At 36.1% G+C, this 16,347-nt stretch carries 14 protein-coding genes and 1 tRNA gene; 3 read left to right on the top strand and 12 right to left on the bottom strand.

The window, feature by feature from the left end; translation table 11 throughout:
- Positions 1–14: 14 nt before the first annotated feature.
- From K319_RS0119030 to amaB, 10 genes are all read right to left on the bottom strand, one after another.
- Positions 15–1,184, bottom strand: a complete 1,170-nt coding sequence (locus tag K319_RS0119030) for a glycosyltransferase family 87 protein (protein WP_027385060.1) — start codon at positions 1,182–1,184, stop codon at positions 15–17.
- 67 nt (positions 1,185–1,251) lie between these two features.
- Positions 1,252–2,064 (bottom strand): 2,3,4,5-tetrahydropyridine-2,6-dicarboxylate N-succinyltransferase, encoded by an 813-nt coding sequence (locus tag K319_RS0119035; protein ID WP_027385061.1) that lies wholly within the window; start codon positions 2,062–2,064, stop codon positions 1,252–1,254.
- 98 nt (positions 2,065–2,162) lie between these two features.
- The gene (locus tag K319_RS0119040; protein ID WP_027385062.1) at positions 2,163–2,702 is read right to left on the bottom strand and encodes a C40 family peptidase; all 540 of its coding nucleotides are present in this window, start codon (positions 2,700–2,702) and stop codon (positions 2,163–2,165) included.
- A gap of 269 nt (positions 2,703–2,971) precedes the next feature.
- On the bottom strand, positions 2,972–4,909 hold the full coding sequence (locus K319_RS0119045) for a hypothetical protein (RefSeq protein WP_027385063.1): 1,938 nt from the start codon (positions 4,907–4,909) through the stop codon (positions 2,972–2,974).
- 482 nt (positions 4,910–5,391) lie between these two features.
- Complete coding sequence (locus K319_RS0119050; RefSeq protein ID WP_156907142.1) at positions 5,392–6,717, bottom strand: hypothetical protein; 1,326 nt, start codon at positions 6,715–6,717, stop codon at positions 5,392–5,394.
- A gap of 341 nt (positions 6,718–7,058) precedes the next feature.
- Positions 7,059–8,555 (bottom strand): helix-turn-helix transcriptional regulator, encoded by a 1,497-nt coding sequence (locus K319_RS0119055; protein WP_027385065.1) that lies wholly within the window; start codon positions 8,553–8,555, stop codon positions 7,059–7,061.
- Positions 8,556–8,777: 222 nt separating this feature from the next.
- Positions 8,778–8,851: transfer RNA gene (locus tag K319_RS0119060), tRNA-Ala, on the bottom strand.
- Positions 8,852–8,970: 119 nt separating this feature from the next.
- Positions 8,971–9,198, bottom strand: a complete 228-nt coding sequence (locus tag K319_RS0119065) for a putative signal transducing protein (protein WP_027385066.1) — start codon at positions 9,196–9,198, stop codon at positions 8,971–8,973.
- Between the two features lie 67 nt (positions 9,199–9,265).
- Positions 9,266–10,588: an L-lysine 6-transaminase gene (lat, locus tag K319_RS0119070; protein ID WP_027385067.1), complete on the bottom strand. Its 1,323-nt coding sequence runs from the start codon at positions 10,586–10,588 to the stop codon at positions 9,266–9,268.
- Between the two features lie 325 nt (positions 10,589–10,913).
- Positions 10,914–12,455 carry an L-piperidine-6-carboxylate dehydrogenase gene (amaB, locus tag K319_RS0119075; protein ID WP_027385068.1) on the bottom strand — a complete coding sequence of 514 codons (1,542 nt, stop codon included), beginning with the start codon at positions 12,453–12,455 and terminating at the stop codon, positions 10,914–10,916.
- A 177-nt stretch (positions 12,456–12,632) separates the two neighbouring features.
- On the opposite strand from amaB, the gene K319_RS0119080 reads away from it, so the two are divergent.
- Positions 12,633–12,824: a hypothetical protein gene (locus K319_RS0119080; RefSeq protein ID WP_027385069.1), complete on the top strand. Its 192-nt coding sequence runs from the start codon at positions 12,633–12,635 to the stop codon at positions 12,822–12,824.
- On the opposite strand, the gene K319_RS0119085 is transcribed toward K319_RS0119080, so the two are convergent.
- Together K319_RS0119085 and era are read right to left on the bottom strand one after the other, a co-directional pair.
- Positions 12,818–13,243, bottom strand: coding sequence for a DoxX family protein (locus K319_RS0119085; RefSeq protein WP_027385070.1), 426 nt, complete (start codon positions 13,241–13,243; stop codon positions 12,818–12,820). The genes K319_RS0119080 and K319_RS0119085 overlap by 7 nt on opposite strands.
- A 62-nt stretch (positions 13,244–13,305) precedes the next feature.
- A complete protein-coding gene (gene era, locus K319_RS0119090) occupies positions 13,306–14,181 on the bottom strand; it encodes a GTPase Era (protein ID WP_027385071.1) in 876 nt (291 codons plus the stop codon).
- Positions 14,182–14,329: 148 nt separating this feature from the next.
- On the opposite strand from era, the gene K319_RS0119095 reads away from it, so the two are divergent.
- Both K319_RS0119095 and K319_RS0119100 read left to right on the top strand, forming a co-directional pair.
- Positions 14,330–15,007, top strand: a complete 678-nt coding sequence (locus tag K319_RS0119095; RefSeq protein WP_027385072.1) for a T9SS type A sorting domain-containing protein — start codon at positions 14,330–14,332, stop codon at positions 15,005–15,007.
- Between the two features lie 95 nt (positions 15,008–15,102).
- On the top strand, positions 15,103–16,107 hold the full coding sequence (locus K319_RS0119100) for a DHH family phosphoesterase (RefSeq protein WP_027385073.1): 1,005 nt from the start codon (positions 15,103–15,105) through the stop codon (positions 16,105–16,107).
- Positions 16,108–16,347: the final 240 nt, after the last annotated feature.

The following is a 16,347-nucleotide window of genomic DNA, read 5'->3' on the forward strand; positions in this document are numbered from 1 at the left end:
TCGAGACAAATGATCTAATCTAGTTTATAATCTCTTTCGAAATCTCGGGTTAATAACTCATACATCACTCTAAACCAGACAACAATACACGGAACAGCTTTCAGAGAATACTTGATAATATAATTTTCCTTCACCGATTTTGGAAACAAATCCGAGAAAGAAAAACAGGTCAAAATTATTACAAAAATCAATATTGCAATATCAATTTTACTGATATTTTTCTGCATCAGGAACCAAAGCATTACTCCTGCTACAGCAATAATATAAGTCGGACTTTCTGAACCCGAGCTGAAAAGCACAACGAACAATAATGTTGATGCTAAAATCATCAATTGAAAACTTAGATTTTTGTATTGTTTAATTCTAAGATATGGCAACATAAAAAGCACAAATCCCGGGATAACAAATAAAAGATTTGATAAATCTGTTCTTCCTAAAACTCTTCTTACAACACCCATCAAAGAATAATCCTGACGACTTGTTAAAGATCGGTTAGACAAATTCTTTTCGGCAAGCGACACATACCAGTCAATGTAAGACTGAACGCCAAATTTCGGACTGGAAATCAGCATTGGTAAAACAAAAAATAAAATTGCAATGATAATCAAGCTTATTATAAACCGAAGTTTGTTTTTGATAAAAAAGAAAGCAGACAGGCCGACAATTCCGTAAACTTTGACAAATGTCCCAATCAGAATCGAGAATGCGGACTGTGTTTCTTTTCTCTCATAAATATAAATCGCAGACAACATCAATAATCCTGTCAAAATAATATTAAACTGAAAATAAGTCGCTGCAGTAATGAATTCCTGAAGACAAAGCCAGGCAAAAAATGATTTCTTCCTGTCAGAAAATGGAAGTTTGTAAATGGCATAAAGAAAAACCAAAGTACTTGTAACGTTCCATAGAACAGCTCCCAAACCGTCCGGCATCATCGCAAAAGGCGCAATCAACAGGCTGAAAAATATGCCGTAATGATTGCTGTCAAAAAACAAATCGGGATATTGCAGGAATATATTTTTCTCCTGCAGTGTATTATAAAAAACGCCTTTGAAGATCAAGTAGTTGTTGTAACCACCTGTTCCTCTTTTGTACTTGCTATATGCAGTAAGACCTGCAACAATAATATAGATTACGAAAATGATCTTGTAATCTGAGATAACTCTTAAGAATTTTTGTTTCACAAAATGGTTGTTAGTATTAGATAACTGCCCATCAGATTTGACAGGCAGTTTTTATTTTTTCTAAATCCTAAACCGCAACATTATTTTCTCTCAACGCATCATTCAAGGATGTCTTCTTGTCTGTAGATTCTTTTCTTTTTCCAATAATCAAAGCACAAGGAACCTGATATTCTCCGGCAGGGAATTTCTTGGTATAACTTCCCGGAATCACCACTGAACGTTCTGGAACGTAGCCTTTCATTTCCACAGGCTCATCATCTGTTACATCGATAATTTTAGTGGACATCGTAAGGCAGACATTCGCTCCTAAAACAGCTTCTTTACCAACACGAACACCTTCCACAACGATACAACGAGAACCGATAAACGCATCATCTTCAATAATTACCGGCGCAGCTTGCAATGGTTCAAGAACTCCACCAATTCCTACCCCGCCGCTCAAGTGAACGTTTTTACCGATCTGCGCACAGCTTCCTACAGTTGCCCAAGTGTCAACCATTGTCCCGGAATCTACATAAGCTCCGATATTAACATAAGAAGGCATCATGATCACACCGCTTGCTACAAAACTTCCGTGTCTTGCAATGGCGTGAGGAACAACTCTTACACCTTTTTCTGCATAGTTTTTCTTCAAAGGAATCTTGTCGTGGAATTCGAAAGGCCCAACTTCTATGGTTTCCATTGTCTGGATTGGGAAATACATCACCACGCCTTTCTTGACCCACTCATTGATCTGCCATCCGTTTTCCGTTGGCTCAGCCGTTCTCAGTTCTCCTGCATCCAGTTTCGCAACTACTTCTCTTACGGCATCCTGATATTCTTCTTCTTTCAAAAGTTCGCGGTTATCCCAAGCTTTTTCAATTTTTTCCTGTAAAGACATTTCTTAATTATAATTGATTAATAATTGATTTTATAAAATAAAAAAGCCCAATAAAAAATTATTGAACCTCATCATTACCTGTTGGCAAAAATAATAAATTATAGAACACTTCTTGCAAAAAGAAATGCTTTATTCCAATAAGCTTCGTTAAGAGACGAAATAATCACACCTTTGGAAGTGGATGCATGGATAAAAGTAACTTCCCCACTATTCAGAATATCGTGAACAATCCCAACGTGTGTCACAGTAGAACCTCCAGCGGTTGCAAAAAACAACAAATCTCCTGGCCTCGCTTCGGAAACATTGATACTCCGCCCTTGTTTTGCCTGATCCGAAGAACGTCTCGGCATTTGGATCTTTTCTTCGTCAAACACCTTGCACACCAAACCTGAGCAATCGAAACCGGCAGGTGTATTGCCTGCATACTTGTAAGGAGTTCCCAAATAATTCTCGGCATTATCCAAAATCGAGGCTCTTGTTCCGGAGACATTTCCAGAATAGGATGAATTTAGTTTTTTGAGATTGGCAGATTTATTTGTTGTTGAAGGTTTTTTGTAAGTATATTTTTTTGCGGACCTGGAAGTTCCACAAGAAATTACCAAAGCAGAAAGGATAATTACCAACAATAATTTTCTCATATTTCAAAATTACTCCATATTTTCAAATAAAAAAATCATCGAAACATTATTTTCTGTTTGAAAACACTATTTTCTGACAGATTGAAAATGAATTTTCAGCTTTGCACTATCCAATTTATATATTTTTCTAATAAAAGATGTTTTTACTTTAGAATTTATTTGAACTTACAAAAACTTTAAAACAGCAAAGGGAATCCCTTTGCTGTAAAGTTATATAATAGAATTTGTGTGTTTAAAAATTGTATATATTATAAGAATTTCCATAAACCTTACAAAGGCATATAAGTAATAAAAATTGTTGACCCGGAATTTGTTTTATAGGTCTGATTACCCGTTCTTGCACATCCTGTCTCTACAGATATCTGAGCTCCCGGGTTCAATATCACGCTCCTGGAAATTTCAGTTGTTCCTGCAGAATTCGACCATCTGTCTCCAATTTTCCACAAATTTTTCCCGCCCATTGATAATTTGGCCCTGCATCCCGATCTTGTATCACTGCTATTAACCACAGGAATATCATCATATAGAACGATGACCTCCGCTGTATATACCCCTGCTTTCTTTACCCGATAGGTTGTATTATCTACCTTTTCAATATAATCCGAATAAATTTTGTTAGGTGCACCTTCAAAGGCCAATGGTCTTTCCACATCATCGGCATTGCGGCTAACTACATTATTATTAGTATCATACAAAACAAAAGAACTGGTTGGCGGAAGGGAACTCTTTTGAACAACCCCATTGTTATCCACAACTAGTATTCTGCCCTCTGTATTACCATTTGGGATATTCCTTAAGCGTACTGTTCCGGAAATATCAAGCTTTTCAGTAGGAGAGACCACACCGATACCTATTGCACCTGTACCTCCAAAATTCAAATTATTGCCCCCTAAGGTTACGGTTCTGTTTTCTGATAATGTGCCGTTGCTGGTATAGATATTAGTGTTGGTATCGATTTCTGATCTTAAAGTTGACATGGAAATTTTTTTCCCCGTTCCGTTACTCGTTAAAAGCATGACACGGTCTGTGGCTGCGATTTCTGTTTCAAGAGGTACGCTTCTGAGCCTTACATTTCCGTTAACGTCAAGTTTTTCGGAAGTTTCCCATGTCCCTAGCCCAATCCCCACTTTCCCATCGTCCTCAACTGAGAATTGTCTGATATTATCTGTACTAGTAAGGCGCATTATAGGTTCTGTTATATCTGTATTACGAACACCCAGGGCAGCATTTTTTGTACCAGGCCCAACGGTCATCTTGCCTCTAATACTAGAATCTCCATTGACATCCAATTTTTCGGAGGGATTACCAGTTGTTCCTATTCCGATATTACCATTTCCTTGAAATGAGAGGTTTTTACCATCCATTGTGACCACTCTATCGGAGGTCAGCGTTCCATTGTCTTTATAAATATTGATATCACTATTGACAGTCCTCGATACTTTCTTTACCACCCCATTATCATCAATGACCAATATCTTGTCATCTACAGTTCCATTCTCTACAACCCTAAGACGTGCTGAGCCCCAAACGTCTATTCTCTGGGAAGGTTCAATCTCTCCCAACCCAATTCCAACATTTCCGACATCCGTCACAGAGAATTGTCGTATATTATTTGTATTTGTAAGGCGTAGTATGAGGTCTGACGCATTTGTATTCAGTACACCCAATGCAGCATTCTTTACGGTATTTCCTCCAATGAAAACCCTTTGTCTAAAACGGGCATCCCCTCCATTAACATCCAATTTTTCTGTTGGAGCACCAGTGGTACCTATTCCCAGATTTCCGTTTCCTGTGAAAGCTAAATTGAATCCATTCAGATTAGCATTACGATTATTTGTCAGGTTTCCATCATCTTTATAAATGTTGATGTCATTTTCATTATTACTTGCCCCCGAAGAAAACCTAATCCATTTGCTTCCATCAAAATAGTAATATCCTTCCCGAGTAACGTTTTCTGTTTTGGTACTCGTAGGGTTTGCCGCCGAGGTTGCATAAACAATGGCTCCTTGTAATTGGCTCGTATACAGTGCATCTTTGGCCTTTAATTCGTTTCCTCCGAGTTTCGGAGCGATAAATCCATCCGTTTTATTAAAATCTGTTGGGGATGATGTAACATCCAACGTTGCTTTAGGCTGATCTGTATCAATACCCACTTGCGAGAATGACAAAGAAGATACTAAAACAAATAGTGTCATAATTTTTTTCATCGTGTTTTTTTTAATTTATTATTGTTTTTTTTTAAATGCAAGCTGAACCATTCTATCTTAATTCAACTCACCAATTAGAGTGATATTTTGATTTGCAAAACAACCAAAATATTAATTTTAACGAAAAAAAAGCACTACTCAACCATTACTTTATATTTATAAAAAACTGAAAATCAAAAACATATACTTATAAAAACAAAACTTACATTAAACTCAGAATTTCTTAGCCTACAATCATCATGCATGTAAAACAGGAGGCAGACTGACATACAGTACACCTTGCGTAGAAATTCTCATAGGAAAATATTGTTCCGAAGAATTTTATATCATAAGGGACGACAAGACAGTATTTATTGCGAATGACGAATCAGAAAAAGGGTTTGACCATTATCATTGACCTTCAACCAAACCGAAAATGAGATATTTTGAGATAATTAATCAAATCCTTTCCAAGATTGGAAGTTCAAGTTCAAATATCATAATTATAGTGCTGTAACACTAAACAGCGCTTTATAATCTGCAATATTTGCATATGAAAAGATGGCAGGGTAGGAATATCCCGACGTAGCACCGTTCACTGCATTTGTAGCATTGAGGTACACTACCGTATTGAGCGTATCCCCCGCATTCAAAGAGACCATCCCGGTCACAAGTACAGAATAACGTAAAGCTGATTGCCCCGGGGTAGCCCATCTAATTGTGGCATTATCCATAATATTGATACCTCCCGAAGGACTTCCACCTGCATTTTTTCTAATTTCGAGGTTCACAGGATAGTAGAAATTGGAAGTATTTCTATCGGGCGATGCATTTGGCATTATATAAGATGTAATCAAATAAATACCTGTCTGTCCCACCGTATATGTTCCGGTACTTACATCAAACCTTCCATTTGGGTCCGTAACAGTTGTATCAAACTTTTGAAAAAATCTTTGGTTAACAACACCTCCAGGATTGGCTCCATTTATAATAGTAGTAGCCCCATTTGCTTCATTGTTCAATGAGATTGATGCCAGTGTTGCGGAAGCGGGATTTACAGCTCCCCATTGCGTCTCTCCTGCTGCATTAGTTGTAAGAACATAACCGTTAGTAGGAGCATTGGATGGTAAAGTCAACGTTCTATTAGAAGTAAGATCTGCAGGTGCCTGTAGAGATATTGAATTGGTCCCGTTTGAAACATTTTCATAAAATTTCACAGAAGAGGCGATTCCACCGGAATTATTACTGACGGAAATATTGCCCGCAACATCTAACTTTTCAGTAGGATTATTTTTCCCAATTCCAATTCTATCATTTGTTGCGTCAACACTCAAAGTATTGTCATCCAAGTTAATGGCATCCAGTCCCGTTGCTGTGACACTAAGTTTGTTTGTAACAGTAACTCCCGATATAGTGGTAGGTTCGGTCAAACTTCCGCCTAATTTTATATTATTATTTGATATGGTCACACCATTCTCTGCACTGTAACTAACATTCATTTTTTGCCAAAGACTACCATCAAAATAATAATACCCGACAGAAGTAATATTAGTTCTTGGAACATTGGAATTACCCCCAGAGACATCGCTTATGTATATTATTGCTGCATTTTGCCCTGCCCCATAGGTAACATTGATATTCGTAAGTTCTTCTCTCGTTAATCTAGGGGCTTGCAAACCATAATGTTGAGAGTAATCTTCAATAACACCTGCTGAATTTCTTTTTGCACTAATATCCATTGTTGACCTAGGAGATTCAGTATTGATTCCTACTTGTGAAAAAGACAAGGACGATATCAAAACAAATAATGTAATAATAGTTTTGCTCATAATATTTGTAATTATTTTTATATTAAATTTATTATACTAATGACAATCTATTTGTAACAATTATCCAAAATCAATAATTATTACAAATAATAATAGATATTTTTTTTAATTTTCAATAATAACAAAATTTGATTCTTTGAACTAAAAAAGCATTACTTAACTATTACTGTATAGCCACAGATAAACAGTTTTTGTTAAAAAAGAGGAAATTTGTCTAGAATATGAGATATGTAAAAGCCAAGATGTGGCCAGGCTAAAGCTCAACACATTAACGAAACGGACTCAAAGTAAATTGAACAATTCCAGAAGGGAATTTGAGTATAATGATTTAATTTCCAACATCATTGACCTTCAACCAACGACCTCAACCAAACCGAAAAATCCAGATGGGTAGGCAATTCCAATTTCTTACGAATATTGTATCTGTTACTTTCAATCGTTCGTACTGATTTAAAAGTGTAATCTGCAATTTCCTTATTTGAGAAGCCCAGAAAGATATAGGCACACAGAGTAAGTTCAGAACTTCTAAACTTTGGATGTTTTTCCAACAATTTCTCCCGGAAGCCCGGATACACTTCCTGGAATCTTGTCCAAAAATGAGGATTGTTTTTTTTCGCCAGCAGGACAATCTCTTCAAAAGACTCATTCACCTTCTGCTGAAGAATCTGTGCCTCCTTCCCTTTTTCATGAATAATGGATTCTTTTTCTTCCAACAACTGCTTTGTCCGGTAATCTGCTCTTTTTTTGTTTCTTTTCTCAAAAAAATAATAGAGAATCAAGATTGACAACAAAACAAAAGACGCCATAAGCATCTGATGAAATCTTTTTGTGAATATGATCGTTTGCACATGCTTTTCCTGCTGTATCAGATTTAAAGCATAATTGATATTTTTTTCATTTTTTTCCGAAATCTCTTCATTCTTTCGCAGATATTCTAACAGGTATTCTTTTTCCCTTTTCTTATCTCCTAACTTCCCATAGAGTCCTGAAATCTCTTTATATACATCCATAAGGGCATTGCTTTCTTGGGGAAATTGAACAAGTTCTTTTTCTGCATGAAGAAAATTCTCGAGAGACTTTTCAACCTGTTGAGAATTAAGATAGAATCTGCCCATAGCCGCATAATAATCATAAAGGGGAAAATTTGCCTGATATTGGGTTGATACGCGACGTGATTCCTGGTAGTAGTAAAATGCAGAATCATATTTTTTTGCCTTTAAATAGTTATCCCCTTGTGAAATATAAGCTACAGACAATCTTTCATAAGCATCTTTTTCAGGCAACTTCTTCAAAAGAGCCATTTCAATTGCTGTATATTTTTTCAAGGAATCAAGGGAATTTAGTTCATAATAATAGGTAGAACCAATATTTCCATAGGATGATGATAGAAGTTTAACGTATAAAATATCGGAATCTTTATTGCTTTCATTAATAACACTGATTATTTCCCTGCTTAATTTTCGCGATTTATCATATAGCCTCAAGTCATGACTATTGTTCGCTTTAATTTCAAGTAAGCGCAATTTAAGATCGATATTCGTCTGAGTAAATTTTTCGCTTAGTGCTTTTTCAGCATATTTTAAACCATTTTCATACATTCCTAATGTGGAACTTGCTCTACTTATATAATAATAAGATATGGCAATGCTCCGAGAATTGTTTATTTTGCTTGCTAATTCATTTGCTTTAAGGCCGTATTGTAAAGATTTTAAATCTTCGAAATTAATATATGCATCATTAGATACCTTAAGATATTCATCAATTTTTTTTTGATATGTTTGTTGAGCGGATACTATTACACCAAAAAATAAAATTATAATAACTGATATCCATTTCATCAGATAAGTTTTTTCACAAAATTAAGACTCAATAATTTCCATTTAATTGATAGGTATGACCTCTATCATTATTTGCTAGTAAGTAAAAAATTAAGAGGGCAACTAGTGCCCCCTTTAATCAATAATCTGGTTTCTATGAACTCGAATATCTGAATAAATGAATACAAATTCCTTGCCATAAAACAAATTAAACTTCTGAAATTCAGAAGTTTAATAATCAAGTGGAGAATACGGGGATCGAACCCGTCACCTTTAGACTGCCAGTCTAACGCTCTAGCCAGATGAGCTAATTCCCCTTTTATTATGCAATGATAATCATTTTGCAGAATATCAGCAAAATTTAATGTAAATAAAAATCGGGCTCAAACAAATTTGAACCCGACTTCTGTAAAACGTAAAATTTAAAAATATGAAATCAATTTTGATTTGATTTTAAATATTCATCAATGATATCAAATGCTCTTTTCTCGTCCTTGATATCAACTTTAATAAAAGTATTGGTTGCAGTTGGAGTTGATAGAAAACTAAGGTAAGAATTCTCAACATCGCATTTGATTCCTGCATCTTCCAACTTAGATTTCATAAGCTGGATCTCCTGTGGACTGCTACTTTCGTAGACAGCTACTCTAGTTGTTGCATCCATAAATTTTTGATTTTGATTTTGTTAAAGCATAGCAATTTATGAAAAAAATATCAAAATCTAAAATTCCTTATATTAAATTCTCAAATATCTGATTAATTTTATCTAAAACAATCTGGATTTCATCTTTCGTTACATTCAGATGTGGGCGGAATCTCAACGACTGGTCACCACAGGTCAAGATAATGACCCCTTCATCGTAAAGCTTGCTTCTCAGCCATTCTCTGCTTTCTCCATCTTTCAGGTCAAAGGCACACATCAAACCTTTCCCTCTTGCTGCTGAAATATGGTCCGGATATTTTTGTGCTAACTTTTTAAGTCCTTCTAATAAAAACTCACCTACGACTCTGGAGTTTTCAACCAGATCTTCATTTTCAATGATTTCCAAAACCAATTGAAAACGAAGCATATCGATAAAATTACCTCCAAAAGTAGAATTGATCCTTGAGCTTTCCTTGAAAACGTGATGTTCCACTTCATCCAATTTTTCTTTATTGGCAAGGATTCCGCAAACCTGAGTTTTTTTACCGAAAGTGATAACATCAGGAATTATATCAAGATGCTGGAAAGCCCACATTTTTCCTGTCATTCCGATTCCGGTTTGGACCTCATCAAGGATTAAAAGGATTTCGTTTTCATCACAGATTTTTCTTAATTCAGTAAAGAATTCGTTTCTGAAATGATTATCTCCACCCTCTGCCTGAATTGGTTCTATAATCACACAAGCAACTTCATCCGGATTTGCCAAAATAGCTTCCTGAATATGCAATAATGCCAATTGCTCGTGCTTGATCGTTTCTTCAAGATTATCTTCTGTAATTGGAAAATTAAGTTTTGGATTGCTAATCCTTGGCCAATCGAATTTTGGGAAATACTGGTGTTTTCTCGGGTCAGAAGTATTGGTCAAAGACAATGTATAACCACTTCTCCCGTGGAAAGATTGTTTGAAATGGATCACCATGCCAGCTTCCTTATCAATATTCTTTTGCCAGTTCTTTCTTGTCTTCCAATCAAAAGCTGTCTTCAAAGCATTTTCTACAGCCAAAGCACCGCCTTCTACGAAAAAGCAATAAGGCAATTCTTTCGGAATAGCAACTCTTGAAAAAACCTCCATAAAATCGGCATATTCCTGAAGATAAACGTCACTCAGAGTTGGCTTGTAAATGGCCATTTTCCCAAGCCAATTTGCTTTTTCCAAAATGTATGGATGATTATAACCTACGGAAGCCGAAGCGAACATAGAGAACATATCGAGATATTCTTTACCAGTCAATCGGTCTGCAATGTAGGAACCGTGTGATTTTTCATAATCCATTACAAAATCGAAACCGTCTGCAAGGATATGTTTTCCTAATATTTCTTTTACTTTATTTTCGTGTACAAGTGTGCTCATAGTTGTGATATGGTTTTTATTTTAAACGCAAAGTCCGCAAGGATTTTTTCTTTAAGTTCGCAAAGACGTAAAATTCAGCTAAGCTTTGATGTTAAAATTATTTATTAGTTAGTCGTTCTTAATATTTTGTCTTAATGTTATTTTTATGTTGAATCTGTAGCCCGACTTCAGTGGAAATCCTTTTTGGGCTTAAGTTCTATCGAATCTGAAATCTTCTGCAAAAAAAGATTGACTTTGCCGAACCACTACGTTAGGTTTGGGAGCCATTCGACTTCGCTCAGGATAAACTACAGGCAGATTAAGCTGCATAAAATTTTTAATTATTTTAATCTAAATCAAATTTAATTCCTTGTGCCAAAGGTAAACTTGTGGTATAATTGATGGTATTGGTCTGTCTTCTCATATAATATTTCCAGACATCAGAACCAGATTCTCTTCCGCCGCCGGTTTCTTTTTCACCCCCAAAAGCGCCTCCGATTTCTGCTCCGGAAGTTCCGATATTCACATTTGCTATTCCACAATCTGAACCGCCATTTGAAAGGAACAATTCCGCCTCTCTTAGGTTTTGGGTCATAATTGCCGAACTCAGGCCTTGCGGAACATCATTTTGAATGGTGATTGCTTCATCCAGAGTTTTATATTTGATCAAATAAAGAATTGGAGCAAAGGTCTCGTGCTGGACGATTTCATAATTATTTTCAACCTCAGCGATACACGGTTTTACATAGCAACCAGAGTTGTAATTATCGCCTTCCAAAACTCCACCTTCAACTACGAATTTTCCGCCTTCAGACTTGCATTTTTCGATGGAATCCTGATATTGTTTCACCGCAGCTTTATCGATAAGCGGTCCAACGTGATTGGACTCATCCAAAGGATTTCCGATTTTAAGTTGTCCGTAAGCTTTTACCAAACGGTTTTTCACTTCGTCATAAACAGATTCTTGGATGATGAGACGTCTAGTGGAAGTACACCTTTGTCCAGCCGTACCAACCGCTCCGAAAACCGCTCCGATGATTGACATATTAAGGTCTGCATTTTCTGTGATGATGATGGCGTTATTTCCGCCCAATTCCAGGATCGATTTTCCGAAACGCTTTGCTACATTTTGTCCAACAATTCTCCCTACTCTGGTAGAACCGGTGAAAGAAACCAAGGCAATTCTTTTATCATTCACCAATTGGTCTCCGATTTCGTGGTCTGCAATTACAAGTCCTGAAATTCCTTCTGGCAAGCCATTTTCTTTTGCTACTTCCGCAAATATATTTTGACAGGCAATCGCACAGAGCGGTGTTTTTTCTGATGGTTTCCAGATTACCACATTCCCACAGATCCAAGCTAAGGCGGCGTTCCAGCTCCAAACTGCGACCGGAAAATTGAAAGCTGAGATCACCCCAACAATTCCCAGTGGATGATACTGTTCGTACATCCTGTGCCCCGGTCTTTCAGAATGCATCGTGTAGCCATGAAGCTGGCGGGACAACCCTACTGCAAAATCGCAGATATCGATCATCTCCTGAACTTCGCCAAGACCTTCCTGCAGAGATTTTCCCATCTCATAAGAAACCAATTTCCCCAGATCGTCTTTGTATTCTCTTAGTTTATTCCCAAATTGGCGAACCAGATCTCCACGTTTTGGTGAAGGGATCTGTCTGAATTCTTTATAAGCTTCCTGAGCTTTTGCTACCACTTTTTCGTAATCCTGGGTATCTGAGGTTTTCACAGAAGCAATCTTATTTCCGTCAACAGGAGAAAAGCTTTCTATATTTTGACCAGACGAGAAGAATTCTAATCCGGTCGAAGTTCCATTATTTTCTGTTGAAATGCCTAATCTTTCTAGGTTTTCTGATATTGAAATTGAGGACATAAAGTTTTTAATTTTGAAGTTTCTAAAGATAAAAATATATTTTGAACGACAAAATTTAAAAACTAACAATCGTTAGTCCATGAGTTGAGTGTTGTTTGAATTTAGGATCCTACGAGTTTATGTTATTTTGAATAAATCTAAATTGGATAATTTTTCTTAATTTTGAAAAAAATAAAAATGGAGAAGAAATTACAGACAACGGAGGAGAAGAAAATGCCCAGGTGGAAAAGCTTACTGAAAAAATTTGGAATCGGAGGAATTATTTTTTTTACTGTAAAAGGAATTATTACTTCTACATTGATTTATTTTCTAGGGAAAAACTTTTGGGTTATTATCAAAGATTATGTCACACAATGGTTTGCTCAATAAACCTCTTCTTTCTTTGTCATCAATTGATCAAGTGAAAATTTGCCTGAGCCCAATATCAGGATCACAAAATATATAAAGAAATACAGGACGCTTAATTCTTGTTCTTTAAAAGTGTCGGAACCGTGTGCTACAAAGCAAGCGACCAACATTGCAATCATCAGCGGAATACATGCTAACCTTGTAAACAATCCAAAAATGATAAGCAGTGAACATAAAAATTCTGCCAAAACTACCAAAACCATAGAAAATATAGACCCCATCCCAAGGAAATTCATAAATTGAATCTGGTTACTTGTCACTAATGTCTCTAATTTTGGAATCCCATGTGTCAGCATTGACAGACCTACAAAAACCCGAATTATCAATATCAATATATCTGTCAGGTTGGGATTTGGTTTTGCAGAGTTTATATTTTTCATTCTGTGTTTAAAAAAATATTTTCAATCAAAACTACAAAAAAATCCTTTATTAAAAAGGATTTTCATCTATAACCAAAATTTTTGAGATCTCTGTCATTCTTTCGCCAGTCTTTTTTAACCTTGACAAAAAGATTGAGATGGATTTTCTTGCTAAAGAATTTTTCGAGGTCTATTCTGGCTTCTGTTCCCACTTTTTTTATGGCTTCACCTTTATGGCCAATGATGATTCCCTTCTGTGTATCTCTTTCTACATAGATGATTGAATCAATGAAAATAATGCCTTCTTTTTCTTTGAACATTTCTGTTACCACTTCTACAGAATAAGGAATCTCCTTTTCATAATTCAGTAGGATCTTCTCGCGGATGGCCTCATTCACAAAAAAACGCTCCGGTTTGTCCGTGTACATATCTTTATCGTAATATGCCGGACTCTCTGGCAACATATCCTTAAGTTTTGGAAGGATAATATCCAGATTAAAAGAATTAAGTGCTGAAATAGGTAAGATCTCAGCCTTTGGAATTCTCTCGTGCCAATCGGTCGCTATTTTTTCAAGATCTTGCTGATTCGTCTGGTCGATCTTATTGAGTAAAAGTAAAACAGGAACAGGAATCTTATTCAATTTATCGATCAGAAATTCGGAGGGTTCTGCTTTATCGGCAACATCCACTATGAATAGGAAGACATCCGCATCCTGTAAAGAATCTTTTACAAAATCCATCATTTTTTCCTGCAAACCATATTTTGGATCCAGAACGCCCGGCGTATCAGAAAAGACAATTTGTAAGTCCTCTTCATTATAAATCCCGAAAATACGGTGACGTGTAGTTTGTGCTTTCTGGGTCACAATTGCCAGCTTTTCACCCATCAATTGATTGAGAAGTGTAGATTTTCCTGCATTTGGTTTCCCGACGATATTTACGAATCCTGCTTTGTGCATTATTGTTTTTGAATAAAATTGAATGAATTGCAAAGTTACGATTTTTCAAGGTGAGAACATATAATTTGTAACATTAAAATAATCAACAGATTATACAACTTATTAAAAAATAAATCTTTATTTTTAGTCTCAAATAAAACTAACGCCCATGAAAAAATTTTATATTTTAATATTTGCAGCAAACTTATGTTTTGCTCAAAATTCAGATCTATTGAACACAGATTGGCAGGTCACAAAGGTTGTAGGAGAATTATTTCCCGACCAATTCCCTCCGCCAATACCATATCAACAAGTCACACACTTTGATACCGATTTTCCACAATTCAGTTTGTCTTTTTTTAACAATATCTCAGCCAATTTAACTTATAGTGGTGAAAATACTTTTACCGTAAATAGTAAAACTTGCACTTTGGCGGATTATTGGGGTGACAATGGTGAAGTCAACCAGTTCTTTGGACGATTATGCAGTTTCTTCACAAACTCACAATCCTATTATTATAATATTGTAAGTAATGGAAGTGGAAAAACCTTAACAATTGGCAATGCTATATTCGAAGAAATTCATTTTAAATCGGCAACGCTAGGTACGAAAGATAATGAGCTGACCACAATTACCGCTTATCCAAATCCTGCAACAGACATTGTAAAAATTGAAAATCTGAAACCTAGTTCGTCATTAGAGCTAATTGACAGCTCAGGAAAATTGGTAAGATCAGTTTCTAATATCAAGCAAGCCAAAACAGAAATCAATATTAAAAACCTCCCGGCAGGAATTTATTATTTGAAAGTGGACGGAATATCCATTCAAAAGATCATTAAAAAGTAATTCTTAAAAACAATAAAAAATCGGTTCAAGTTAGAGCCGATTTTTTTATTTAAAATCCTACCTTTGGAGTTTATCATTTATTCAAGCAATCATTTATGTTTACAGCCAAAGAAATTTCAGAGATCAACAACCTCCTTATCCCGGAAAACAACATCGTAATTGTAACGCACCACAATCCTGATGGGGACGCCATTGGTTCTTCTCTTGGCTTGAAACACTATCTGAAAACCAAAGGAATAGATGCGACAGTCATCACTCCAAACGATTTCCCAAAATTCCTGAAATGGATGCCTGACGCTAAGAAGATCGTGATCGGAGAATATAAAAGAAAAGTTGCTGGAGAGGCTATTTACAATGCAGATGTTATTTTTTGTCTTGATTTCAACTCCCCTTCCAGAATAGGAATTCTAGGAGATTGGGTTACAAAATCAAGAGCAAAAAAAATATTGATCGATCATCATCAGATGCCGGAACAATTCGATTATGTCTATTCTGACACAACGGTCCCTGCGACCTGCCAGATGGTCTATCATTTCATCCAGGCCAATCAAGATGAAAAGCTGGTCAATCTGGACGCTGCAGAATGTCTTTATACTGGGATAATGACCGACACAGGCGGTTTCAGATTCCGTTCTACAAGTGCGACAACACATAGAATCGTGGCAGATCTAATTGAAAAAGGTGCTGACCCGGCAATTATCACATCCAACACCTGGGACACCAATACAATTTCACGTTTGCATCTTCTTTCATTGGTTCTCAGCAGGATCGAGTTGACTAAAGAAGGAAAGGTTGCCATTCTTTGGCTGAAACGCTCTGAACTTAAAGAATATGGCTTTGACAAAGGCGATACGGAAGGTTTTGTAAATTATGGATTAAGTGTGTTGGGGACCAAAATGGCGGTTTTCTTTATGGAAGACCTGTATGAGGATTTTATCAAGATCTCTTTCCGTTCCAAAGACTCTGTGGATACAAATCAGTTTGCCAGAAAATACTTCAACGGCGGAGGACATATCAATGCTTCCGGCGGAAAATATTTCAAATCGATGGAAGAAACGATTGAGGATTTCAAAGAAAAAATTGAAGCGGAAGATTTTTAATTATTCCTTTATTATCATACAAACATTGTCATTGACTCCGCCGAATCTATGATTTCTGAAAGAATCTTAATTGTTGATTCCTCCGGAATGACAATGTTTCTTTTTAATGAGAAAATTTCTTTGTCATACAAAACCCCTAGCCCCGATGGGAGCGGCATCCTTTTTTGTCTTACTGCAAACTTCGTTTTACATGACAAACTTATAAGACAAAAAAGATATAGCGGACAGCGGGATCAAGCT

It is taken from the genome of Epilithonimonas caeni DSM 17710 (genome assembly GCF_000426465.1).
GTDB lineage: Bacteria > Bacteroidota > Bacteroidia > Flavobacteriales > Weeksellaceae > Epilithonimonas > Epilithonimonas caeni.

Bases quoted from the DNA above. Each gene is read 5' to 3' on its own strand.
- amaB (WP_027385068.1), bottom strand. From the start codon at position 12,455: ATGTCCTCAATTTCAATATCAGAAAACCTAGAAAGATTAGGCATTTCA.
- K319_RS0119080 (WP_027385069.1), top strand. From the start codon at position 12,633: ATGGAGAAGAAATTACAGACAACGGAGGAGAAGAAAATGCCCAGGTGG.
- K319_RS0119040 (WP_027385062.1), bottom strand. From the start codon at position 2,702: ATGAGAAAATTATTGTTGGTAATTATCCTTTCTGCTTTGGTAATTTCT.
- K319_RS0119065 (WP_027385066.1), bottom strand. From the start codon at position 9,198: ATGGATGCAACAACTAGAGTAGCTGTCTACGAAAGTAGCAGTCCACAG.
- K319_RS0119100 (WP_027385073.1), top strand. From the start codon at position 15,103: ATGTTTACAGCCAAAGAAATTTCAGAGATCAACAACCTCCTTATCCCG.
- K319_RS0119095 (WP_027385072.1), top strand. From the start codon at position 14,330: ATGAAAAAATTTTATATTTTAATATTTGCAGCAAACTTATGTTTTGCT.
- K319_RS0119045 (WP_027385063.1), bottom strand. From the start codon at position 4,909: ATGAAAAAAATTATGACACTATTTGTTTTAGTATCTTCTTTGTCATTC.
- K319_RS0119035 (WP_027385061.1), bottom strand. From the start codon at position 2,064: ATGTCTTTACAGGAAAAAATTGAAAAAGCTTGGGATAACCGCGAACTT.
- era (WP_027385071.1), bottom strand. From the start codon at position 14,181: ATGCACAAAGCAGGATTCGTAAATATCGTCGGGAAACCAAATGCAGGA.
- K319_RS0119050 (WP_156907142.1), bottom strand. From the start codon at position 6,717: ATGAGCAAAACTATTATTACATTATTTGTTTTGATATCGTCCTTGTCT.
- K319_RS0119085 (WP_027385070.1), bottom strand. From the start codon at position 13,243: ATGAAAAATATAAACTCTGCAAAACCAAATCCCAACCTGACAGATATA.
- lat (WP_027385067.1), bottom strand. From the start codon at position 10,588: ATGAGCACACTTGTACACGAAAATAAAGTAAAAGAAATATTAGGAAAA.
- K319_RS0119055 (WP_027385065.1), bottom strand. From the start codon at position 8,555: ATGAAATGGATATCAGTTATTATAATTTTATTTTTTGGTGTAATAGTA.